The sequence below is a fragment of the Streptomyces sp. NPDC002669 genome, from assembly GCF_042889165.1.
Lineage (GTDB): Bacteria > Actinomycetota > Actinomycetes > Streptomycetales > Streptomycetaceae > Streptomyces.
The window spans coordinates 38,024-58,524 of the sequence record NZ_JBIAQQ010000012.1 but is presented as its reverse complement, the minus strand read 5'-3'; the positions used below and the strand labels follow the sequence as shown (position 1 = coordinate 58,524).

General features: G+C 72.8%; 20 protein-coding genes. 15 read left to right on the top strand and 5 right to left on the bottom strand.

Annotated elements, in window-relative coordinates:
* Positions 1–32: 32 nt before the first annotated feature.
* The 3 genes from ACFYW1_RS19500 to ACFYW1_RS19490 form a co-directional block, all read right to left on the bottom strand.
* Positions 33–1,562, bottom strand: a complete 1,530-nt coding sequence (locus ACFYW1_RS19500) for an ATP-binding protein (RefSeq protein ID WP_388994167.1) — start codon at positions 1,560–1,562, stop codon at positions 33–35.
* 192 nt (positions 1,563–1,754) lie between these two features.
* Positions 1,755–2,249, bottom strand: a complete 495-nt coding sequence (locus ACFYW1_RS19495; RefSeq protein ID WP_388994164.1) for a GNAT family N-acetyltransferase — start codon at positions 2,247–2,249, stop codon at positions 1,755–1,757.
* 110 nt (positions 2,250–2,359) lie between these two features.
* The gene (locus ACFYW1_RS19490; RefSeq protein WP_388994161.1) at positions 2,360–3,361 is read right to left on the bottom strand and encodes an SEC-C metal-binding domain-containing protein; all 1,002 of its coding nucleotides are present in this window, start codon (positions 3,359–3,361) and stop codon (positions 2,360–2,362) included.
* Positions 3,362–3,439: 78 nt separating this feature from the next.
* Between ACFYW1_RS19490 and ACFYW1_RS19485 the strand changes: the two genes are divergently transcribed.
* The 6 genes from ACFYW1_RS19485 to ACFYW1_RS19460 all read left to right on the top strand — a co-directional run bounded on the left by ACFYW1_RS19485 (position 3,440) and on the right by ACFYW1_RS19460 (position 8,496).
* Positions 3,440–4,225, top strand: coding sequence for a class E sortase (locus ACFYW1_RS19485; RefSeq protein ID WP_388994158.1), 786 nt, complete (start codon positions 3,440–3,442; stop codon positions 4,223–4,225).
* An 87-nt stretch (positions 4,226–4,312) separates the two neighbouring features.
* Positions 4,313–4,471, top strand: coding sequence for a DUF3311 domain-containing protein (locus ACFYW1_RS19480; RefSeq protein ID WP_078840020.1), 159 nt, complete (start codon positions 4,313–4,315; stop codon positions 4,469–4,471).
* The gene (locus ACFYW1_RS19475) at positions 4,468–6,039 is read left to right on the top strand and encodes a sodium:solute symporter (protein WP_388994154.1); all 1,572 of its coding nucleotides are present in this window, start codon (positions 4,468–4,470) and stop codon (positions 6,037–6,039) included. The genes ACFYW1_RS19480 and ACFYW1_RS19475 overlap by 4 nt, the downstream gene beginning before the upstream one ends.
* 141 nt (positions 6,040–6,180) lie before the next feature.
* Complete coding sequence (locus tag ACFYW1_RS19470; RefSeq protein WP_148838162.1) at positions 6,181–6,513, top strand: DUF6412 domain-containing protein; 333 nt, start codon at positions 6,181–6,183, stop codon at positions 6,511–6,513.
* A gap of 123 nt (positions 6,514–6,636) precedes the next feature.
* The gene (locus ACFYW1_RS19465) at positions 6,637–7,407 is read left to right on the top strand and encodes a YidC/Oxa1 family membrane protein insertase (RefSeq protein ID WP_388994149.1); all 771 of its coding nucleotides are present in this window, start codon (positions 6,637–6,639) and stop codon (positions 7,405–7,407) included.
* A gap of 228 nt (positions 7,408–7,635) precedes the next feature.
* Complete coding sequence (locus ACFYW1_RS19460; RefSeq protein WP_388994146.1) at positions 7,636–8,496, top strand: fumarylacetoacetate hydrolase family protein; 861 nt, start codon at positions 7,636–7,638, stop codon at positions 8,494–8,496.
* A gap of 130 nt (positions 8,497–8,626) precedes the next feature.
* Here ACFYW1_RS19460 and ACFYW1_RS19455 read toward each other — a convergent pair whose 3' ends face one another.
* Together ACFYW1_RS19455 and ACFYW1_RS19450 are read right to left on the bottom strand one after the other, a co-directional pair.
* Positions 8,627–9,106, bottom strand: a complete 480-nt coding sequence (locus tag ACFYW1_RS19455) for a heme-degrading domain-containing protein (RefSeq protein ID WP_388994142.1) — start codon at positions 9,104–9,106, stop codon at positions 8,627–8,629.
* A 112-nt stretch (positions 9,107–9,218) separates the two neighbouring features.
* The gene (locus tag ACFYW1_RS19450; RefSeq protein ID WP_388994138.1) at positions 9,219–10,334 is read right to left on the bottom strand and encodes a Gfo/Idh/MocA family oxidoreductase; all 1,116 of its coding nucleotides are present in this window, start codon (positions 10,332–10,334) and stop codon (positions 9,219–9,221) included.
* A 153-nt stretch (positions 10,335–10,487) separates the two neighbouring features.
* Between ACFYW1_RS19450 and ACFYW1_RS19445 the strand changes: the two genes are divergently transcribed.
* From ACFYW1_RS19445 to ACFYW1_RS19405, 9 genes are all read left to right on the top strand, one after another.
* Positions 10,488–11,693 (top strand): ROK family transcriptional regulator, encoded by a 1,206-nt coding sequence (locus tag ACFYW1_RS19445; protein WP_388994563.1) that lies wholly within the window; start codon positions 10,488–10,490, stop codon positions 11,691–11,693.
* 583 nt (positions 11,694–12,276) lie between these two features.
* Positions 12,277–13,245 (top strand): hypothetical protein, encoded by a 969-nt coding sequence (locus ACFYW1_RS19440; protein ID WP_388994135.1) that lies wholly within the window; start codon positions 12,277–12,279, stop codon positions 13,243–13,245.
* 158 nt (positions 13,246–13,403) lie between these two features.
* Complete coding sequence (locus ACFYW1_RS19435; RefSeq protein WP_388994132.1) at positions 13,404–14,174, top strand: GntR family transcriptional regulator; 771 nt, start codon at positions 13,404–13,406, stop codon at positions 14,172–14,174.
* Between the two features lie 193 nt (positions 14,175–14,367).
* Positions 14,368–15,492: a TIGR03364 family FAD-dependent oxidoreductase gene (locus ACFYW1_RS19430; protein ID WP_388994129.1), complete on the top strand. Its 1,125-nt coding sequence runs from the start codon at positions 14,368–14,370 to the stop codon at positions 15,490–15,492.
* A gap of 38 nt (positions 15,493–15,530) precedes the next feature.
* Positions 15,531–16,256, top strand: coding sequence for a phosphonatase-like hydrolase (locus ACFYW1_RS19425; protein WP_388994560.1), 726 nt, complete (start codon positions 15,531–15,533; stop codon positions 16,254–16,256).
* Complete coding sequence (locus ACFYW1_RS19420) at positions 16,253–17,395, top strand: ABC transporter ATP-binding protein (protein WP_388994126.1); 1,143 nt, start codon at positions 16,253–16,255, stop codon at positions 17,393–17,395. The genes ACFYW1_RS19425 and ACFYW1_RS19420 overlap by 4 nt, the downstream gene beginning before the upstream one ends.
* Positions 17,388–18,362 carry a 2-aminoethylphosphonate ABC transporter permease subunit gene (locus ACFYW1_RS19415; RefSeq protein WP_388994123.1) on the top strand — a complete coding sequence of 325 codons (975 nt, stop codon included), beginning with the start codon at positions 17,388–17,390 and terminating at the stop codon, positions 18,360–18,362. Before ACFYW1_RS19420 ends, ACFYW1_RS19415 begins: the two co-directional genes overlap by 8 nt.
* Positions 18,349–19,146, top strand: a complete 798-nt coding sequence (locus tag ACFYW1_RS19410; protein WP_384224050.1) for an ABC transporter permease — start codon at positions 18,349–18,351, stop codon at positions 19,144–19,146. Before ACFYW1_RS19415 ends, ACFYW1_RS19410 begins: the two co-directional genes overlap by 14 nt.
* Before the next feature lie 158 nt (positions 19,147–19,304).
* A complete protein-coding gene (locus tag ACFYW1_RS19405) occupies positions 19,305–20,366 on the top strand; it encodes a 2-aminoethylphosphonate ABC transporter substrate-binding protein (protein WP_388994119.1) in 1,062 nt (353 codons plus the stop codon).
* The last annotated feature ends 135 nt before the right edge of the window (positions 20,367–20,501 follow it).

Here is a 20,501-nt window from a genome sequence, read left to right as displayed (position 1 = left end):
GAGACGGGCGGGGGACGCGGGCCGGCCGGTGGTCAGCGTGCGAGTTCGCAGCGCGCCGCCGTCACCAGGACGCTGTTCCACAACGCGACGTTGTCGGTGTGGACGGCCCTGACCCGTTCCTTCTGGAAGATCTCGTTGACCATGAGGTAGAGCATGCTCTTGACCACCGGCGCGTCGTTCAGGCCGCCGCGCCGGCCGCCGTTGAACACCTGCCGGTACTCCTTGTTGAGCCGCACCTCCCTCTCCTCGCGGTCGAGTTCGAAGAACACGTCCGACGGGAGCGCGTCCCAGCGGAAGGAGATCGGGTCCTCGCCCTCCAGCTCGGGCAGTTCGTCGCGCAGGGTGCGCCGGAGCTTGGGGTCGAGGCCCTTGCCCGCGGGGAGGACGGCCTTGCGCTGCGGCTCGGTGGCGCGCCGGGAGGCTTCCCGGTAGGTCGCCTCGGCTTCCTGGAGGTACGCGCCGAAGGCGTGGCCGGCCTCGTCGGCGGCCTGTTCCAGGCCGCGTGCGAACGCGGGGGTGACCGTCACGCCGTCCTTCTTCACCGTGAGGCCGAAGACGTCGTTCGGCTCGCCGGGCAGGTCGACGGCGATCCGGGCGAGGGCGAGATGGCCCTCGGCGCTGCGGGTGCCGTTCCAGCCGCCCGCCTGGACGAGCCGGTCGTTGCGGTAGATGTAGAAGCCCTGCCGTTCGGCCAGCGGTCCGATGCCGCGGAAGCTGACCAGGGGCGACTTCGGCGGCCAGACGTGGGCGGTCATCGTCACGGCGCCGACGCCCTCGACCGGCGCGGTGTACGTACGGGGGTAGCCGGCCCGGCCGGGCACGCGGTAACCGAAGGGGTCGATGGGTTCGACGCCGCGGTGGTCCAGCTCGTCCCTGGTCCGCACGTCCTCCACGACGATGTCTATGTTGAAGCCCTCGCGGGCGAGGAAGCGGTGCAGGTGGAGTCCCAGATGGGTCTCCAGCCTCTCGATCGCGTCGTTGAGGAAACGGTCGGCCTGTCCGGCGATGACGGTCTCGAAGGCGCGGACCCGGTCCCAGCGGACGATCGTGCCGTGCCACTGGATCAGCCCGTCGTAGCGGTCGACCAGGTCCTGGCAGTAACCCGGGTCGACGATGTCGCACGTGAAGTCGTCCTGGGCGCGTGCGGTCAGCCAGCGGCGGCCGGCCGACGGGCTCTTCCTGGTACGGCTGATGACGGTGAGCGAGTCGGCGTGGGAGAGCGAAGCGGCCTTGAGACCGGCGCCGAAGTGGCCGAGTGCCGTCTCGGAGTAGCCCTCCCGGCCGCCGACCGTCATCGCGGTGTCCAGGGCCTCGTCGTTCATGCCGTGCCCGTCGTCGATGACGAGGAGACTGACGAGCCGGTCCTCGTCCCGGAGGAAGCTCACCACGACGTTGTGGGCGTCCGCGTCGATGGAGTTGTCGACGAGGTCCGCGATGGCCGCCTCGAAGCCGTAGCCCTGGTGCGTCAGCGATTCGACGTAGCGGGCGGCCGGCGGGAGCCGCTTGCTTCCCGAGGTCGGGATCTCGAACTGCCAGTCGGCGGAGGGCTGGTAAGGCGGCATGAACACTTCCTCGCGCACACAGGGCTGAGACCTGCGTGGGGAGGTTGGCCCTGGGATGGGTGGTTTGAATGTGATGATATTGCAAAGGTGGGACAGCGGGGGAACCCTGCTGACAAAACCTCTGCCCGCCGCCCCGCGGTCCCGGCGCCGCGGGGCGACGGTCGTGGCCACCGGGCGCCTCGGCGGTCTGCGTCAGCTTCCGCCTGCGATGTCCAGGACGTAACGGAGCCCCGGGCGGTCGCTCAGCCAGATCTCTTCTCCCGTGGGGGTGAAGCCCGTGCGGGTCAGGACCGTGCGGGAGGCCGTGTTGTCGAGGGCGGCCGAGGCGTGGAGGGTGGTGAGGCCGTATTCCTCGGCGGCCAGGGTGCAGAGGTGGCGGACGGTGGTGGTGGCCAGGCCCCGTTTGGCGGCCTTCTCGGCCATGCGGAAGCCCAGGTCCGCGGCGCCGTCCTCGACGTCGACCAGGTTGAAACGGCCGAGCACCTCGCCCTCGGTGTCCACCAGGAGGTGGAAGTGGCAGACGCCCTCGGCCTGTTCGGCGAGCCGGGCGGCGTGCAGGGCGTCGAAGTGGGTGAAGTAGTCGTCGCCGCGGTCCGGTACCGACGCCGCGAAGTACGCGCGGTTCTCCTGCTCGAACGCGAGCAGGGCGGGGGCGTGGTCGGGACGGAGGCGTTGGAGTTCGGGCATGGCAGAACCATACGGATCGCGGTCGTGCGGTGCCCGTGCTTTGTCGGGCGGAGCCGGTCCCCCGCCCGCCGGGGCGGCCGGGCGGGGGACGGAGCCGTGCGACCGGGTCCTCACTCGCCGCCGTGGCACTCCCGGTAGGGCCGGTCCGAGCCGCACCAGCAGGGGGCGTTGCGGGCCGGGGGCCAGGGGACCGCGCGGCCCCGGGCGGCGAGGGTGGTGGCGTACTGGGGGAGCAGTTCGGGGGCGGTGGGGGAGGCGGCCTCGGAGGCGGCGAACGCCTCGTACGACGGGACCGTGCCGGTCACGATGCCGAGGTTGGGAGTGCCGGCCCGGTGGAGGTCGCGCAGGGCGGCCTCCAGGCGGGCCAGGTGCTCGGGGTGGGAGGGGTACTCGTCGCGCAGCCGCGGGTACGCGGCGAGGAGTTCGTCGAGTTCGGCGGCCGGCCAGTGCAGCAGCGCGACCGGGAACGGGCGGGACAACTCCGTGCGGTACGCGCCCAGTTCGGCGTGCAGGCGGGTGATCTCGGCGCGGAGCTCGCCCGGGTCCGAGGAGCCCAGCGACCACAGGCGCTTGGGGTCGTGGAGTTCGTCCAGCGGGACGGCGGCCGTGTGGACGGTGTCGGCCAGGGCGTCCCACGCGTCGTGGTCGGCGCCCATCAGCCGGCGTACCCGGTGCCGGCCGAACAGCAGCGACCGGGTGGCGTACGGGACCTCCTCGCCGGGCGTGAGGAGCAGGGTCAGCGCGGTCGAGAAGCAGTCGTGGGCCGCTTCGAGCTCGTCGTGGTTCTCCAGGGTCCCGGCCACGACCTCCCAGGCGGCGGGGTCGAGCGGGGCCGCGGTGCGGATGCCCTCGATGATCGCGCGGGCCTCCGCCTCGTGGCCGTACTCCCACAGGTTGGCCGCGTTCAGGGCCTTGACCAGGTGGGGGTGGTCGAGGTCGGGGGAGCCGAGCAGGTCGCCGTAGAGGGTGGTGGCGCGGGCGCGGTCGCCGGCGAGTTCCAGATGGGCCGCGGCGCGCAGGAGCAGCGGCTCGCGGTCCTCGGGATACCGCGCCGCGGTGCGCAGCAGGCGCTCGGCTTCGGTGGTGTGGTCGGCAGGCGTGTCGGGGCGCATGGATCACACCGTACTGCTGTACGGCTCCTGGGCGGAGGGACGTTCGGGCCCTGGAGAGTTACGGATGATGGGCCTATCGTGCGGGCCGTGCGGGAGCGGATACCGGTTGTGGTGCAGCGGAACCCGTGGGGGCGAAGAGCCGTCGCGCGCGGGCTCTGGACGGCTGCCGAGGTGGTGGTGACCCTCGGCGTCGTCCTGTTGCTGCTCGTCGTCCATCAGCTGTGGTGGACGAACCGGCAGGCCGGTGCCGGGGCCCGGGACGAGGTGCGGGCCCTCCAGCGGCAGTGGGCGGAGGGCGAGGGGACCGGCGAGGAGGAGGGGACGGGGGAACGGGGGGAGAGAGCCGCGGAGAAGGTCGGGGGGAGGGGAAGCGGTGGGGGCCGTGGGGGGAGTGGTGACGGTGGGGCCCGGGAGGACCGGGCGTACGCCGTCATCCGCATCCCCCGGATCGGGCTCGCCGCCCCCGTTGCCCAGGGGGTCGGCAAGCGCGGCGTCCTCGACAAGGGGTACGTCGGGCACTACCCGGGCACCGCGCAGCCCGGCCGGCCCGGGAACTTCGCGCTCGCCGGGCACCGCAACACGCACGGCGAGCCCTTCCGGTACATCAACCGGCTGCGGCGCGGGGACCGGATCGGGATCGAGACCCGGGACGCCGTCTACACGTACACCGTCGACCGGACGCTCGACCGGACCGGCGCCCACGACAGCGGGGTCATCGCGGCCGTACCGCGCAGCGTCGTGAAGCCGTCCGCCGGGTACGACACGGCCGGCAGCTATGTGACGCTCACCACCTGCACACCCGAATTCACCTCCCGCTACCGGCTCGTCGTGTGGGGGAGGCTCACGGACGTCCGCGCGCGATGACCCGAGTGTCCGCAAGCGTCCGGCCGCGGCGGCCGGGCCGCACTAAGGTTCCCTGACGTGCTCAGACGACGTCCGCAGTTGTTGTGGTTGCTGGTTCCCTACGTGCTCTACCTGGGGGCGCTGCCGTTCGTGAACCGGGTCCACCCGGTGGTTCTCGGGCTGCCGTTCCTCTTCGTGTGGCTGCTCGGGGCGACCCTGCTGACCCCCGTCGCCGTATGGCTGACCCGGCGGGGGGACCGCCGGTGAACGCCACGGTCGCGACCTCCGTCTTCGGGGTCTTCATGGTCGTCACCGTCGCCCTCGGCCTGCTCGCGACGCGCGGCCGGCGGAAGGGGAAGGAGGGCGGTGGCCTCGCCGAGTGGTCCGTGGGCGGGCGCAGCCTGGGAACCGTCTTCATCTGGGTGCTGATGGCCGGCGAGGGCTACACCAGCTTCAGCTACCTGGGCGCCGCGGGATGGGGCTACAACTACGGGGCGCCGGTCCTGTACGTGGTGGCGTACATGTCGTGCGGGTACGCCGTCGGCTACGTCGTCGGGCCGATGCTGTGGGCGTACGCGCGCAGGCACGGGCTCGTCGGGATCACCGACATGGTGGCGCACCGCTTCGGCCGGCCCTGGCTCGGCGCGCTCGTCGCGGTGCTCGCGACCGTCTTCCTGCTGCCGTACATCCAGCTCCAGATCACCGGCATGGGCGTGGTCGTCTCGACCATCTCCTACGGCACCATCGGCCTGAACCAGGCGTACTTCCTCGCCTTCGCCGTCACCACCGGCTTCGTCGTGGTGAGCGGGCTGCGCGGCAGCGCGTGGGTGTCGGTGCTCAAGGACGTCCTCGTGATCGCCACGCTCGGCTTCCTCGCCGTCTACGTGCCGATGCACTACTTCGACGGGTACGGGCCCTTCCTCGACCGGCTCGTCGCGGAGAAGAGCGAGTGGCTGACCTTCCCCGGACACGGGGACAGCGGGCTCGGGCAGGCGTGGTTCATCACCACCTCGTTCCTCAACTCCCTCACGGTGGTGATCTTCCCGACGACCGTCGCCGGTTACCTCGGCGCGAAGAACGCCGACGTGCTGCGCCGCAACGCGATGCTGCTGCCCGCCTACAACGTGCTGCTCTTCGTGCCGATGCTGCTCGGCATGGCGGCCCTCTTCGTCGTGCCGGGACTGGTCGGGGCCGAGTCCAACCTGGCGCTCTTCAAGCTGGTCGTGGACTCGCTGCCGGCCTGGACCGTCGGTCTCGTCGGGGTGGCGGCGGCGCTCTCCTCGATCGTGCCGATGGCGGTCTTCATGCTGGTCATCGGCACGATGTGGGGGCGCAGCGTGCTCTCGCTCGTGCCCCGGTGGGAGCGGCGGCAGAAGGGCGCCGCCCAGGTGGTGGTCGTGGTCGCGGGGAGCTTGGCGCTGCTGCTCACGTACACCGCGCCGAACACCCTGGTGCGGCTCTCCCTCATCTCGTACGAGGGGATGGCACAACTGCTCCCCATGGTGCTGCTGGGGTTGGTGTGGCGGCGGCTGACCCTGCTCGGGGCGATGAGCGGGCTGGTCGTCGGGGTGGGGATGGTGTGCGGGTTCGTGTTCACGGAGAACGACCCGGTGTGGGGGGTGAACGCCGGCATCGTGGCGCTCGGCGCCAACCTCGCCGTCGCGCTCGCCGTGACGTACGCGGGGCCGCGCGAACGCGACGACCGGCCGGACGACGAGGTGCTGGCCCGGGACGAGCTCGGGCCGGTGGCCCGGGAGACGGAGCCCGGCGACGGGGGCCGGGCGGGCACGGGGACGGTGCCGGGCGCAGGGGCGGGGACAGGGGCGGGGCGCTGACGCGGCCGGGGCCGAGGGCGGGGGACGGTACCGGGGACGGATGGCGCTGTCGGACCCATCGTGTATAACGGCTGGAGAGCCGAACGCACGCACACCCGCGGGCACACACATGTGTGAACGGGGAGAAGAGGGGAGGGACCGATGACCGGGGACGCGAACCGTCTGCGCGATGGTCTCGCCCGGCTGCTCCGTCCCGCCGGACTGCTGCTCTTCCTCGTCACCGAGATCCTGCTCGCCGAGGGCGGCAGCCTCTCCGCCGCGGTCGCGCTCGCCGCCACCGCCGCGGCTGGTTCCGCGCTCGCCGTCGCCTCGCTCATCAGCGCCCGCTGCGCCGCCCCGGTGCCCCGCACCCGGGTCCGTACCGCCATCCGGGACCGGGAGAGACGCACCGCGTTCCTGCCGCAACGAGATCCGGACGCCAAGGGGCGCAGACGCCCCCGAGCCCCCGGCCGTGCCCTCCCGACGGCCGCGTAGGGGTTCGTTCACGCCGGTGGGTGCCGAAGCGGGTGCCCGTCGACCGCCGTAGCCACCCCCTGCGGTCCGTCATGCCGATCACGTACTTCCCCCGGCACGACGAGACCCTCGGAGGGCTCACCCATGTCCGTCTTCATGTCCGCATTCGCCGCCCTGGTCGGTGCGCTGGCCGACGTGTTGGAACCGCTGTTCCAGACCGCGTCCGCAGCCGCCGCCATCGTGTTGTTCACCGCGCTCGTACGGCTCGCCGTGCACCCCCTGTCACGGGCCGCGGCGCGCGGGCAGAAGGCCCGCACCAGGCTCCAGCCGCAGATCGCCGAGCTGCGCAAGAAGCACGGCAAGAACCCCGAGCGCATGCAGCGGGCGCTCATGGAACTGCACAAGGAGGAGAAGGTCTCGCCGCTCTCCGGCTGCCTGCCCAGCCTGTTGCAGATGCCCGCCTTCTTCCTCCTCTACCACCTCTTCTCCAGCGGGACGATCGGCGACCGGCCCAACGAACTGCTCGGCCACCAGCTCCTCGGCGCCCCGCTCGGCGAGCGCTGGCACGACGCGCTCTCGCACGGCGGGCCGTTCGGCGAACAGGGGCTGGTCTACCTCGGCCTGTTCGCGATCGTCGTCGCCGTGGCCACGTTCAACTACCGGCGCACGAAGCAGCAGATGGCCGCCAACCCCGTCACCCCGGCCACCGGCCCCGACGGGCAGCCGGTCCCGGGCCTGGGCGCGATGACGAAGCTGATGCCGCTGATGTCCTTCGCCACGCTCTTCACCGTGGCCTTCGTGCCGCTCGCCGCCGCCCTGTACGTCGTCACGAGCACCACCTGGACCGCGGTCGAGCGGGCCTTCCTGTACCGGGACGTGCCGGCCGCCGGGGCCGCCGCGGTCACCGCCGGATGAGTGGGACGGGTCGGGGCGGGGCGCCGGGACGGGCGCCCCGCCGGAGGGCCGGACAGGTGGCCGGTGGAGGGGCAGGACAGATGGCCGGCGGAGGGCCGAGGACGGGGCCCCGGTCCAGGTTGTGAACAGGGTCTTGCAGAGTGATCGGATGTCTTGGACGATCGGACAAGCCTGCGATGGCCGCCACCCATCCGACGGGCCCGATCTCGACCAAGGGGAGAAAGACCGTTGAAGCTGCTTCGTGTGGGTACGGCGGGTGCGGAACGACCTGCGCTGCTGGACGAGGACGGAACCCTGCGCGACCTGTCGGGAGTCGTCACCGACATCGACGGCGCGCTGCTCGCCGACGCGTCCGCGCTCGCCCGGGTACGGGCCGCCGCGGCCGCGCCCGGCGAGCTGCCCGAGCTGGACGCCGACGGGCTGCGGGTCGGGCCGCCGCTCGCCCGGATCGGCAAGATCGTGTGCATCGGGCTGAACTACCACGACCACGCCACCGAGACCGGCGCGGAGATCCCGGCCGAGCCGATCCTGTTCTTCAAGGCGCCGGACACCGTCGTCGGACCCGACGACACGGTCCTGGTGCCGCGCGGCAGCGTCAAGACCGACTGGGAGGTGGAGCTCGCGGTCGTCATCGGGCGCACCGCCCGCTACCTGGAGTCCGCCGAGGAGGGCCTCGCGCACGTCGCCGGGTACGCGACGGCGCACGACGTCTCCGAGCGCGAGTTCCAGATCGAGCGCGGCGGCACCTGGGACAAGGGCAAGAACTGCGAGACGTTCAACCCGCTGGGGCCGTGGCTGGTGACCGCGGACGAGGTCGCCGACCCGCAGGCGCTGTCGCTGCGGCTCTGGGTCAACGGCGAGCTGAAGCAGGACGGCACGACGGCCGACCAGATCTTCCCGGTGGGCGAGGTGGTCCGTTACCTGAGCCACTTCATGACGCTCTACCCGGGCGACGTGATCAACACCGGCACCCCGGCCGGGGTCGCCCTGGGCCGGCCCGAACCCAAGCCGTACCTGCGGGCCGGGGACGTCGTGGAGCTGGAGATCGAGGGGCTGGGGCGGCAGCGCCAGGAACTCAAGGACGCCTGAGGGCCGGGAGCGGGGCCGGGCGGGGCGGTCTTCCGGGGTGCGATGCGGGACGGCTTTCCGGAGGCCGTGAAGACGTAAAGATCGGAGGGGTGGGGTGCCGTGCGAGCGGCGCCCCACCCCTCCGGTGCGTTCAGGCGGCGAGCGTCGCCGCGAATTGTTCCAGCGCCTCGACCACCAGGGCGTGGTCCTCCGCCTGGGGCAGGCCCGAGACCGTCACCGAACCGATGACGCCCGCGCCCTCGACGGCGATGGGGAACGAGCCGCCGTGCGCGGCGTAGACGCCGGGGTCCAGGCGCGAGGAGTCCTCGAAGGTCGTCCCCTTCGCCCGGAACCGTGTTCCGACCAGGTACGAGCTCTCGCCGTACCGTTCCACGACCCTGCGCTTGCGGTCGATCCAGGCGTCGTTGTCCGCGCTCGATCCCGGCAGCGCGGCGTGGAACAGCTGCTGGGCGCCGCGGCGGATGTCGATCGCGACCGGCGCGTGCCGTTGCCGGGCCATCGAGACCAGCAGGTCGCCGAGCGCGTACGCGTCGTCGTGGCCGAAGTGCGGCAGCGTCAGCCGGCGCTCCTGGGCGATGAGCTCGGAGATGGTCGGAGCGGTGGGGGTCATACGGCTGCACCTCGGGGTCGGCGGGGGAGCGGAAGCGGATACGGGGAGCGGCGCGGGGACGGGGGTACGGGGAGCGGGGACGGGGGCGCGGGGGAGAGGGGGCGGGGAGTGGTCAGGCGGGCAGGGGCACGGTCACGCCCTCGCGGGCCGAGCGGCGGGCCGCCTCCAGGACATCAAGGGTCGCCGCCGCCTGGAAGGCGGTCACCGGATTCTCACCCTTTCCGCGCAGTGCGTCGGCGACCGCCGCGTAGTACGCCGGGTAGTCGCCCGGCAGGCTGCGGACCGGGGCGCCGCCGCCCGTCAGCGGGGACTCGCCCGAGCCGATCCGGCCCCACAGCTCCTCCGGCTCCTCGCCCCACGCCCGGCCGGCCGCCGCCGGACGGGTGCCCGCCCGCAGGTCGGCCTCCTGCGGGTCGAGGCCGTACTTCACGTAGCCGGCGGACCGGCCCAGCACCCGGAAGCGCGGGCCGAGCTGCGCGGCCGTGGCACTGACGTACAGATGTGAGCGGACCCCGTTCGCATGGGTGAGCGCGAGGAACGTGTCGTCGTCCGCGGCGGCACCGGGGCGGCGCACGTCGGACTCCGCGTACACCTGCACCGCGGGCCCGAACAGCACGAGCGCCTGATCGACCACGTGGCTCCCCAGGTCGTACAGCAGCCCGCCGATCTCCTGCGGGTCGCCCGACTCGCGCCAGCCGCCCTTCGGCCGCGGGCGCCACCGCTCGAAGCGGGACTCGAAGCGCTGCACCTCGCCCAGTTCACCGTCCGCGATCAGCCGGGAGAGGGTGAGGAAGTCGTTGTCCCAGCGGCGGTTCTGGAAGACCGAGAGCAGCAGCCCGCGCTCCTCGGCCAGGGTCGCGAGCCCGCGTGCCTCGGCCGCCGTACCGGCGATCGGCTTGTCCACGACGACCGGCAGACCGGCTTCGAGCGCGGCGGTCGCGATCGGGACGTGGGTTTTGTTCGGTGAGGCGATCACGACCAGATCGAGGTCGTCCGCGCGCTCCCACAGCTCCTGCGGCGACGCGGCGAACGCCACATCGGGGAACTCGGCGCGGGCCAGGTCCCGCCGCTCCTCGTTCGTGGTGACGACCGTGTCGAGGACGAGTCCCTCGGTCGCGGCGATCAGCGGGGCGTGGAAGACGGAACCCGCCAGGCCGTAGCCGACGAGCCCGACGCGCAGGGGGGTCCCGGACGGCCCGGAGGCCCGGTGGGTCGTGGTGCCAGTCATGCCGTCCACTTAAGCAACGCTGTTGCCGAAGTGCAAGCGACGGCGACAATGGGGTCGTGGACAGGAGCAACGGTGAGCGGGGCCGATGGTGAACAGGATCAGCAGTGAACAGGATCAGCGGTGAACAGGATTAGTGGCGGCGCGAACCTGCCGATGCTGCGCGGCCACAACGCCGCGCTCGTGCTGGACCTGCTGAGGTCGGCGGGCGGGGACGGCATCAGCAGGATCGAACTCGCCGAGCGCACGGGGCTCACGCCGCAGGCCGTCAGCAAGATCACGGCCCGGCTGCGGGCCGAAGGTCTGGTGACCGGGGCGGGCCGGCGGGCGTCCACCGGGGGCAAGCCGCGCACCGTGCTGCGCCTGGTGCCGGACGCCGGGCACGCGGTCGGCCTGCATCTGGACCGGGACGGGCTGACGGCGGTGCTCGTCGACCTGTCCGGCGCGGTCGTCGCGAGCCGTACCGCCCCGCTGGACCTCGGTGCCCCGGCGGCGGAGGTGCTGACGGCCGCGACGGACGCGGTCACGGCGATACGGGACGCGGATGCGGGCGCGGGGCAGAGGCCGGGGCCGGGGAGCGGCACGGGGGACGGCGGCGGGCCGGAGGGGCGGGCGGTGCTCGGGGTCGGGGTGGCGGTGCCGGGGCCGCTGGACCACCGGGGCGGCGTGCTGCGCCGGGTCACCGGGTTCCCGCAGTGGGACGGGTATCCGTTGCGGGACGCGCTCGCCGTGCGGACCGGGCTGCCCGTCGTCGTGGACAAGGACACCAACGCCGCCGCCCTCGGCCTCGCCCTGCGGACGGCGGGCGGCGGCGACTTCGCGTACCTGCACCTCGGGACCGGGCTCGGCGCCGGGCTGTTCCTCGGCGGGGAGCTGCACCGCGGGGCCCGTACCGGGGCCGGTGAGTTCGGGCATCAGACGGTCCGGCTGGACGGGCCGGAGTGCGGCTGCGGGGGGCGCGGCTGCGTCGAGGCGCTCTGCCTCGCCGCCGTCGCCCGCGGCGATGTCGCCGAGGCGGCCCGGGTGCTGGGGACCGGCGCCGCCAACCTCGTCGGGCTGCTCGACATCGACCGGGTGGTGCTCGGCGGCCGTACCGTCGCGGCCGATCCCGACGCGTACGTACGGGGGGTGCGCGCCGTGATCGACGAGCGCACCCGGCGGGGCGGCATCGCGCCGGTGCCGGTCGACGCCGTCGAGGGCGGGGACCGGCCGGTCGCGGAGGGGGCCGCCCAACTGATCCTGGCCCCGCTGTTCGGCCGCGCGGACGGCGCTGAGGGCGCAGGTGGGAGGGGCAGGACGGACGGGGCAGGCGCGGCGGATGACGCAGAGGGAGTGGACGGGGGCACGGGGCGCGCGAGGTGAGCCCTGCGGGGCGGGTGTGAATCATGGGGGCTCAAGGGACGGGTGAGCCGGAAGGGGAACGGTGTCGGCACGCCGGAGGCTGGGCCGATCGGGCGGATTCGGACAGCCGACCGGGCGGCACCGCGGCATGTCGGCGGGGCGTGCCTCGCGCGTGCGTGGCAGCGTCGCGGTTCCAGGACCGGTGAACTCCGGCCGTACGGGCCCCGTGGGTGTCCGCGATGTCCTGTGCCGCCCGTGGGGCCGGTCCGTGGCGCCCGGCACGCCTGCCCGCGGTGTCGCCGGAATGCCCGAGCGGCTCTCCCCGCAAGGCCCTGAAGCGAAGGGCGGGGGACCTCCCGCCGGGGGCGTCCCGGCGCTTTTCGCCCGGGTGCGCCGGATGCCCGGGGCCCCGCCCTCGGGCGAACGGCGACACGCCGCGGACGCCCCGGCCGACCGCACAGCGAGCAGCGAAGGTGATCCCCAGATGTCCCCTGCACCGCCCCCGTCCGGCACACCCTCCGGAGCCACCTCCACCTCCAGGGCGACCTCCGCCCCCGGGCCCGCTCCCGCCTCCGTTCCGACGGCGAGCCCCACGTCCGTCCCCGTGAGCTCCGCCGCGTCCATCTCCGTGTTCGGCGCCCCGGCCGGTTCTCCCACGGCCCCGCCGTCCCCCGGACGCACCCGGCACGGGCTCGCGCTCGGGCTGGCCGCGGCGAGCGTCGTTCCCGCCGTCGTCCTCGGCAGCACGTCCGTCACGTCCGCCTCCGCCGCCTCCGCGGCCACTCCGGTCTCGGCGCCGGACATCACCGCCACCGCCGCCGACCAGCAGCCCGCCTGCGGCGACCCGAAGGCCGGCGAGTTCCCGATCCGTACCCGTATCCACGGCGGCCCGGACAGCTACGCGTCCGGCGGCGGCTACGGGACCTGGTTCCTGGAGCTGACCAACACCACCACCGAACCGTGCCGGGCCATCCACCCCGTGCTCGTCCTCACCGACGAGGACCGGAGGCTGACCTCCGACCAGATCCAGCTGAAGTTCTCCGAGCAGGCCCGGCCCGGTACGGAGCACCGAGTCACCTGGGAGACCACCGACCGGGACGAACACATCGGGGTCTTCGGGGGCGACGGCGACGACTTCGAGGGCTTCACCGTCCCCGCCGGCCGGACCGTCACCGTCCAGGTCCGGATGGCCTTCACCTCCGACACCCTCCCCGGGCGGATCACCGCCAACGCCGCGATCGTCCAGCGGCAGCGCGCGGGCGGCGGTGCGACCGGCGATCCGGGCGGGGACGACGGGGCGTGGGTGGGCGAGTCCGACGACTACTTCTTCACCGTCGTCGACGACAGCGAGGGGACGGACGGGACGGACGGGATCTGGCCCGAGGCCGACACCGACGGCGATCCCTCGCGTCCGGTCGGGCCCGGACGGCCCCCGGCCGGGGAAGATCCGCCGGAACTGGCCGAGACCGGGCCCGGCCTCGCCCCGCTGGCCGGCCTCGCCGGCGCCAGTCTCCTGATCGGTGCCGGGGCCGTGGTGATCCGGACCCGCCGCCCGCGCCACCCCCGCCCATGACCGGCCCGCCCCTGACCACCTCCCCCATGACCGGCCGCGCCCGCACCCCGGAAACCCCTCGCCCCACTCGCCCCCCGAGCAACCCCCGTACCCCGGAAGCTCACCGTCCCGCTCCTGAACGTTCACCCCCGTTCATGTCCGTCTGCCACCATCGCGCCGTGGACTACCCGCACGACCAGGCACCTGGCGCACCCATCCGTTCCGGCATCCCGGAGCACGGCCGCATCCCCAAGTACTACGCGGTGAAGGCCCGTGTATCCACGCTCGTGGAGGAGTTGGGCGAGGGCGGGATGCTGCCCACCGAACGCGACCTCGCCGAGCGGTACGAGGTCTCGCGCGAGACGGTGCGTCAGGCGCTGCGCGAACTCCTGCTGGAGGGGCGGCTCGCCCGTCAGGGACGCGGCACGGTCGTCGCGGGACCCAAGCTGGAGCAGCCGCTCTCGCTGGCGAGTTACACGGAGGGCGTGCGCCGCCAGGGCCGTACGCCGGGACGCCGCCTCATCGGACTGGAGCGGTTCCCCTGCCCCGGGGCGCTCGCCGGCGACATAGGGGTGGCGCGCGGGGAGCCGGTCTGGCACCTGGAGCGGGTGCTGCTCGCCGACGACGACCGGGTCGGGCTGGAGAGCACGTACGTCTCCGTCGCCCGAGTGCCGGACCTGGACCGGGACTTCGACCCCGACTCGTCCTTCTACGCCTATCTCCGCGACCGGCTCGGGATTCCCTTCGGCGACGCCGACGAGCGGATCGAGACCGTGCTCGCCACTCCGCGCGAGGCGCTGCTCATCGGCACCCCGCCCGCGCTGCCGATGCTGCTGATGCACCGCATCTCGCGCGACACGGACGGCGATCCGCTGGAGCGCGTGCGGACCCTCTTCCGGGGCGACAGGTTCTCCTTCACCGCGCACCTGGGCGCGCAGGACGGTCACTGAACACCGCCCCACCCCTTCGCCGAACACCGCTCCACCCGTTCCGGCGGGTGACGGAGGCGGTGACCCCACCCGGCCGAACACCCCCTTCGGATAACGGGAACGTAACGGGTCTAGGCCAACTTTGGGGCCCAGTTCACCATCCCGTTGCCGTACGGATCAGTTCGGGTCACCGGTCCCGAGGAGCGTGGCCGTCGTGAGAGTCATCGTCGTAGGAGCCGGCGTGGTGGGAACCATGCACGCCTGGCACGCAGTGAACCGCGGCCACGAGGTCGTACAGATCGAGCGCGAGAGCGAGGCGCGCGGGGCATCGCTCCGCAATTTCGGACAGATATGGGTCAGCGGCCGGGCCGGTGGCGAGGAGCTGGAGACCGCGCTGCGCGCCCGTGAGCTGTGGGAGGGCATCGGGGCGCGGGTCCCGGAGCTGGGCTTCCGGGCCTGCGGCTCGCTCACCCCGCTCCGTACCGAGCTGGAGATCGCGGTCGCCGACGCGGCCGTCGCCCGGCCCGACGCGGTGGCACGCGGCTACAAGCTGCTCACCGCCGACGAGGCCCACGCGATCAACCCCGCGCTGCGCGGTGACTTCACCGCCGCCCTGTGGTGCGAGCGGGACGCGGCGGTCGAGCCGCGCACCGCGCAACTGGCCCTGAAGAAGGAGCTGTTGAAGTCGGGCCGGTACACGTTCATCGGCGGCCGCGAGGTCCGCGAGGTGGTGGGCACCGCCTCCGTCCGCGACGACCACGGCGACGTGCACACCGGTGACGCCGTGATCCTGGCCACCGGCGCCTGGCTCGGCGGCCTCGTCCGCGAACTGGCCGGCCCCGACCTCCCGGTGCGCCGCGTCCGGCTCCAGATGATGCAGACCGACCCGCTCGGCGAACCGCTCACCACCTCCGTCGCCGACGCGGACAGCTTCCGCTACTACCCGGCGTACCGGAGCGAGGCGCTCGACACCCTCAACGCCGAGCAGGCACAGGCCCCCACCGCGGCGGCGCACAAGATGCAGCTGCTGATGGTGCAGCGCCGCGACGGCGGACTGACCATCGGCGACACCCACGAGTACGAGCCCCCCTTCTCCTTCGACACCGTCGAGGAGCCGTACGAACACCTCACCGGGGTCGTCGAGTCCTTCCTCGGCCGCCCGCTGCCGAGGATCCGCCACCGCTGGGCCGGGGTCTACGCCCAGTGCACCGACACCAGCCGGGTCGTCCACCGCCAGCAGGTGCGGGACGGCGTCTGGCTGGTCACCGGACCGGGCGGCAGGGGCATGACCTGCTCGCCCGCGATCGCCGAAACGACCGCCGACGAACTGGGCTGGTGAAGAAGTTGAGCAACACCGAGAACCCGAACACCGAGAAGCTGAGCACCGGGGCCCCGACCACCGGGAAGCCGGACACCGAGAAGCTGAACCTGGTCGTCCTCGACATGGCCGGCACCACCGTCGCCGACGGCGGCCTCGTCGAGCAGGCGTTCTCCGTCGCGGCCGAGCGCCTCGGCGTGGAGCCCGGCTCCGCCGACCACGCCGAGAAGCTCGACTACGTGCGCGCCACCATGGGCGAGTCCAAGATCTCGGTCTTCCGCCACCTCTTCGGTGACGAGGAGCCGGCCCAGCGGGCCAACGCCGCCTTCGAGGAGGCGTACGGCGAACTCGTCGACGGCGGCCGCATCGCACCGCTCCCCGGCGCCCGCGAGGCCATCGAGCGGCTCCGGGCCGAGGGCCGGACCGTGGTCCTGACCACCGGGTTCGCCCGCGTCACCCAGGACGCCATCCTGGCCGCGCTCGGCTGGCAGGACCTGGTGCCCCTGACCCTCTGCCCGGCCGACGCGGGCGGCCGCGGGCGCCCCTGCCCGGACATGGTCCTCGCCGCGTTCCTGCGCACCGGCGCCGTGGACGACGTCCGGCGGATCGTGGTCGCGGGCGACACCTCGTACGACATGCTCAGCGGCGTGCGCTCCGGGGCCGGGATCGTGGCCGGGGTGCTCACCGGCGCCCACGACAAGGACCAGCTGGCCCGGCACGGCGCCACGCACGTCCTCGGCTCCGTCGCCGAGCTGCCGGACCTGATCGCGCGGGCCGAGGCATGACCGGCGGAGAGCGGTCCGTCCGCAGCGGCATCAGGTTCGACCAGGTCAGCGTCGTGTACGGCGGGAACACCGTGCTCGACCGGCTCGACCTGACCGTCGAACCCGGCGAGGTCATGGCCCTGCTCGGCCCCTCCGGGTCCGGGAAGACCACCGCCCTGCGGGCCGTCGCCGGATTCGTCCGGCCGGCCTCGGGCCGGGTGTACCTGGGCGACCGCGACGTGACCGGGCTGCCGCCGCACAAGCGCGGCATCGGCATGGTCGTCCAGCAGTACGCCCTCTTCCCGCACATGCGGGTCCGGGACAACGTCGCCTTCGGGCTCAAGTCCCACAAGGTCGCGAAGACCGAGATCCCCGCCCGGGTCGCCGAGGCGCTCGAACTCGTCGGCATGGCCGCCTACGCCGAGCGCTACCCGCGCGAGCTCTCCGGCGGCCAGCAGCAGCGCGTCGCCATCGCCCGCGCGCTCGCCATCCGGCCCGGCGTCCTGCTGCTCGACGAACCGCTCTCCGCGCTCGACGCCCAGCTCCGCTCCGGAATGCTCACCGAACTGGCGCGGCTGCACCGCGAGTTGCCCGACGTCTCCATCCTGTACGTCACCCACGACCAGGTCGAGGCGCTCACCCTCGCCGACCGGATCGCGGTCATGGACAAGGCGCGCCTCCAGGACTGCGGCACCCCGCAGGACCTGTACCGCCGCCCGCGCACGGAGTTCACCGCCTCGTTCGTCGGCAACGCCAACCTGCTGCCGGTGACCGTCGCCGACGGCCCCGACACCGTCGACTTCGCCGGGCACGCGCTGGACGTACCGACCGGCGAGGCGGCCCGCGGGGCCACCGCCACCCTGTGCGTCCGGCCCCACCTGGTCGGACTCGGCGACGGACCCAACGCCCTGAGCGGCACCATCGCCGAGGTCCAGTGGCGCGGCTCCACCCACCGGCTGTACGTCGACGTGGACGGCCACCGGGTCAAGGCCGACCTGCGGGAACTGCGCGAGACCCCGGCGCTCGGCGACCGGGTCACCGTGCACTTCGCGGCCGAGGACGCGGTGCTGCTGCCCGCGGGCACGGCCTCCGGAACCGGCGCCGGAGCTTTTGCTGGAACCGGAGCAGCAGCCGGAGCCGGAGGAGGAACCGATGGCTAGCGCCGCCCACCCCGCCGCGTCCGGCATCGCCGCGCCCGGCGCCCTGACGAAGGCGCCGCGCCCGCGCACCGGCGGCGACGGGACCGGCCCGGCCGGGGCGGCGCCCCCGGCCCCGTCCGGTCCGCCCGCCCCGGCCCGCGAGGCCCGCCGCGTGCCCCGCTTCGTCTGGGCCCTGCCGCCCGTCGCCGTCCTCGCCCTGGTCTTCCTCTACCCGCTGGCCCTCGTCGTCCAGCAGTCCGTCACCCCGGACGAGGGCGGCACCTCGTTCGCCCCGTACGGCGAGGTGTTCGCCTCCGAGGCGTTCCGCTCGGCCCTGACGACCACCGTCTGGCTGGCGGCCGGCTCCACGGTCGGCTGCCTCGTGCTGGGCTTCGTCCTGGCCATGATCATCGCCTTCGTGCCGTTCCCCGGCTGCCGGGCGGTCGCCAGGTTCATCGACGTCTTCCTCTCCTTCCCGTCGTTCCTGATCACGCTCGCCCTGCTGTTCATCTACGGCAACGTCGGCATGGCCAACGGCGTCTGGACGGACCTCACCGGGGCGTCGAGCGGCCCCTTCGACTTCCTCACCACCCCGTGGGGCGTCCTGCTCGCCGAGATCACCTACTTCACCCCGTTCGTGATGCGCCCGCTGCTCGCCGCGTTCTCACAGCTCGACAGCGGGCAACTGGAGGTGGCGTCCTCGCTGGGCGCGAAGCCGGCCCGGATCGTGCGGCAGGTGATCCTCCCCGAGGCGCTCCCCGCGCTCGCCGCGGGCGGCAGCCTCGTCCTCGTGATGTGCCTCAACGAGTTCGGCATCGTGCTGTTCACCGGCGCGAAGGGAGTCACGACCCTGCCGATGCTCGTCTACGGCAAGGCGATCCTGGAGTCCGACTACCCGACGGCCTGCGTCGTGGCCGTCGTCAACATCGTGATCTCCGTCGGCCTCTACAGCCTGTATCGGATGGTGAGCCGTCGTGTTGGTGCATAGCCGTACGGGGAAATGGGCCACCTGGGCCGTGTTCTTCGTGCTCTTCGTCCCGCTGTTCGCGGTGCCGCTGCTGGTCGTCGTCGCCGCGTCGTTCGCGACCAACTGGTCCGGGGCCTTCCCCTCCGGGCCGACCGCGAAGCACTACGCGGCCGCGACCGGCGGGGACTCCCTCCAGGCCCTGACCACCAGCCTGGTCACCGCCGTCGCCGCCAGCCTGCTCGCCCTCACCATCGGCTCCTGGGCCGCGCTCGCCGCCGCCTCGATGCGCAGGCGCGGCAAGCGGTTCCTCGACGCGCTGTTCATGCTGCCGGTCGCCGTGCCGTCCGTCGTGGTGGGCCTCGCCGTGCTCGTCGCGTTCAGCAAGCCGCCGATGCTGCTGAACGGGACGCGCTGGATCGTGATCCTGGCGCACACCATTCTTGTCACCGCGTTCGCCTATTCGTCGGTTTCGGCGGCGACGATGCGTCTCGACCCGATGTACGAGCAGGCGGCGGCCAGTCTCGGCGCGAGCCCCGGCCGGGTGCTGTGGCGGGTCAAGCTGCCGCTCCTGCTGCCGTCCCTCACGGCGGCGGCGGGGCTCTGCTTCGCGCTGTCCATGGGCGAGTTGAGCGCCACGATGATGCTCTACCCGCCGGACTGGACACCGCTCCCGGTGCAGATCTTCGCGGCCACCGACCGCGGTTCGCTCTTCACCGGCGCGGCCGTCGCCGTGGTCCTGATGGGAACGACGCTGCTCGTGCTGCTCGGCGTCTCCCGCATCCGCACCAGGGCCTCGTACCGCTGACACCCGGGGCCGGGCGGCCCGCAGGCCCCCCGGCCCCACCCCTCCGTCGGCCCGCCGACGCCACTCGTCGATCAGCTGCCACCTCCGTACCGACTTCGGTGCCACCCCCGTACCGACTCCGGCCGGCTTCCGGCCGACATCCAGGAGATACGACTGCCATGCGCAAGAACCACCTCAAGCCCGTAGCCGCCGTCACCGGCTGCCTCGCCCTCGCCGCCACGCTCTCCGCCTGCGGCGGCTCGTCGGCCGCGTCCGACGAGAAGGTCGTCACCGTCTACAGCGCCGACGGCCTCAAGGGCGAGAACGGCGACGGCTGGTACGACAAGGTGTTCAAGGACTTCGAGAAGAAGACCGGCATCAAGGTCAAGTACGTCGAGGGCGGTTCCGGCGAGATGGTGCAGCGCGCCGTCCGCGAGAAGTCCAACACCCAGGCCGACGTGCTGGTCACCCTGCCGCCGTTCATCCAGCAGGCCGACAGCAAGGGCCTGCTGGCGACGTACGAGCCGGCCGGCTCCGACAAGGTCGACGGCGCCGACAAGGCGTACAACTCCAAGTGGACCTCGGTCGTCAACAACTACTTCGGCTTCATCTACAACAAGAAGGAGATGAAGCAGGCGCCCGCCACCTGGGAGGAACTGCTCGACGGGAAGTTCAAGAACAAGGTCCAGTACTCCACGCCCGGGGTCGCCGGTGACGGCACGGCCGTGCTCATCAAGGCCATGAACGACTTCGGCGGCAAGGAGCCGGCGATGGAGTACCTGAAGAAGCTCCAGGTCAACAACGTCGGCCCGTCCGCCTCCACGGGCAAGCTGGCCCCCAAGGTGGACAAGGGCGAACTGCTCGTCGCCAACGGCGACGTCCAGATGAACTTCGCGCAGTCCAAGGACATGCCCAACCTCGGCATCTGGTTCCCCGCGAAGCAGGGCGGCAAGCCCACCACCTTCGCGCTGCCGTACGCGGCCGGCCTGGTGGAGAAGGCGCCGCACACCGAGAACGGCAAGAAGCTGCTCGACTTCATGCTCTCCGAGCAGGCCCAGAAGGACGTCAGCGCGGTCGGCGGCGGCTTCTCCGCCCGCAAGGACGTGGAGGCCACCGACGCCAACGCCATCGCGCTCGCCGAGCTGATGGACGGCGTGGAGGTCTTCGAGCCGAACTGGTCGGACATCGGCACCAACCTGGACGTGTACGTGGACGCCTGGAAGTCGGCCACCGGCAGCTGACCCCGCCGCGCCGGACGGGCCCGCCGGACGGTTCCGGGAACGGGGCCTGCGCCGGCTCCCGGGACGCCTCCCCCGACAACCTCGGGGAAGCGTCCCCGACAACTTCGGGGACGCTTCCCCGACGGTTCCCGGGAC

Excerpts from the sequence above, each read along its gene's own strand:
- ACFYW1_RS19405 (WP_388994119.1), top strand. The coding sequence starts at position 19,305 with ATGCGCAAGAACCACCTCAAGCCCGTAGCCGCCGTCACCGGCTGCCTC.
- ACFYW1_RS19450 (WP_388994138.1), bottom strand. The coding sequence starts at position 10,334 with ATGACTGGCACCACGACCCACCGGGCCTCCGGGCCGTCCGGGACCCCC.
- ACFYW1_RS19415 (WP_388994123.1), top strand. The coding sequence starts at position 17,388 with ATGGCTAGCGCCGCCCACCCCGCCGCGTCCGGCATCGCCGCGCCCGGC.
- ACFYW1_RS19500 (WP_388994167.1), bottom strand. The coding sequence starts at position 1,562 with ATGCCGCCTTACCAGCCCTCCGCCGACTGGCAGTTCGAGATCCCGACC.
- ACFYW1_RS19465 (WP_388994149.1), top strand. The coding sequence starts at position 6,637 with ATGTCCGTCTTCATGTCCGCATTCGCCGCCCTGGTCGGTGCGCTGGCC.
- ACFYW1_RS19445 (WP_388994563.1), top strand. The coding sequence starts at position 10,488 with ATGCTGCGCGGCCACAACGCCGCGCTCGTGCTGGACCTGCTGAGGTCG.
- ACFYW1_RS19490 (WP_388994161.1), bottom strand. The coding sequence starts at position 3,361 with ATGCGCCCCGACACGCCTGCCGACCACACCACCGAAGCCGAGCGCCTG.
- ACFYW1_RS19455 (WP_388994142.1), bottom strand. The coding sequence starts at position 9,106 with ATGACCCCCACCGCTCCGACCATCTCCGAGCTCATCGCCCAGGAGCGC.
- ACFYW1_RS19470 (WP_148838162.1), top strand. The coding sequence starts at position 6,181 with ATGACCGGGGACGCGAACCGTCTGCGCGATGGTCTCGCCCGGCTGCTC.
- ACFYW1_RS19495 (WP_388994164.1), bottom strand. The coding sequence starts at position 2,249 with ATGCCCGAACTCCAACGCCTCCGTCCCGACCACGCCCCCGCCCTGCTC.
- ACFYW1_RS19420 (WP_388994126.1), top strand. The coding sequence starts at position 16,253 with ATGACCGGCGGAGAGCGGTCCGTCCGCAGCGGCATCAGGTTCGACCAG.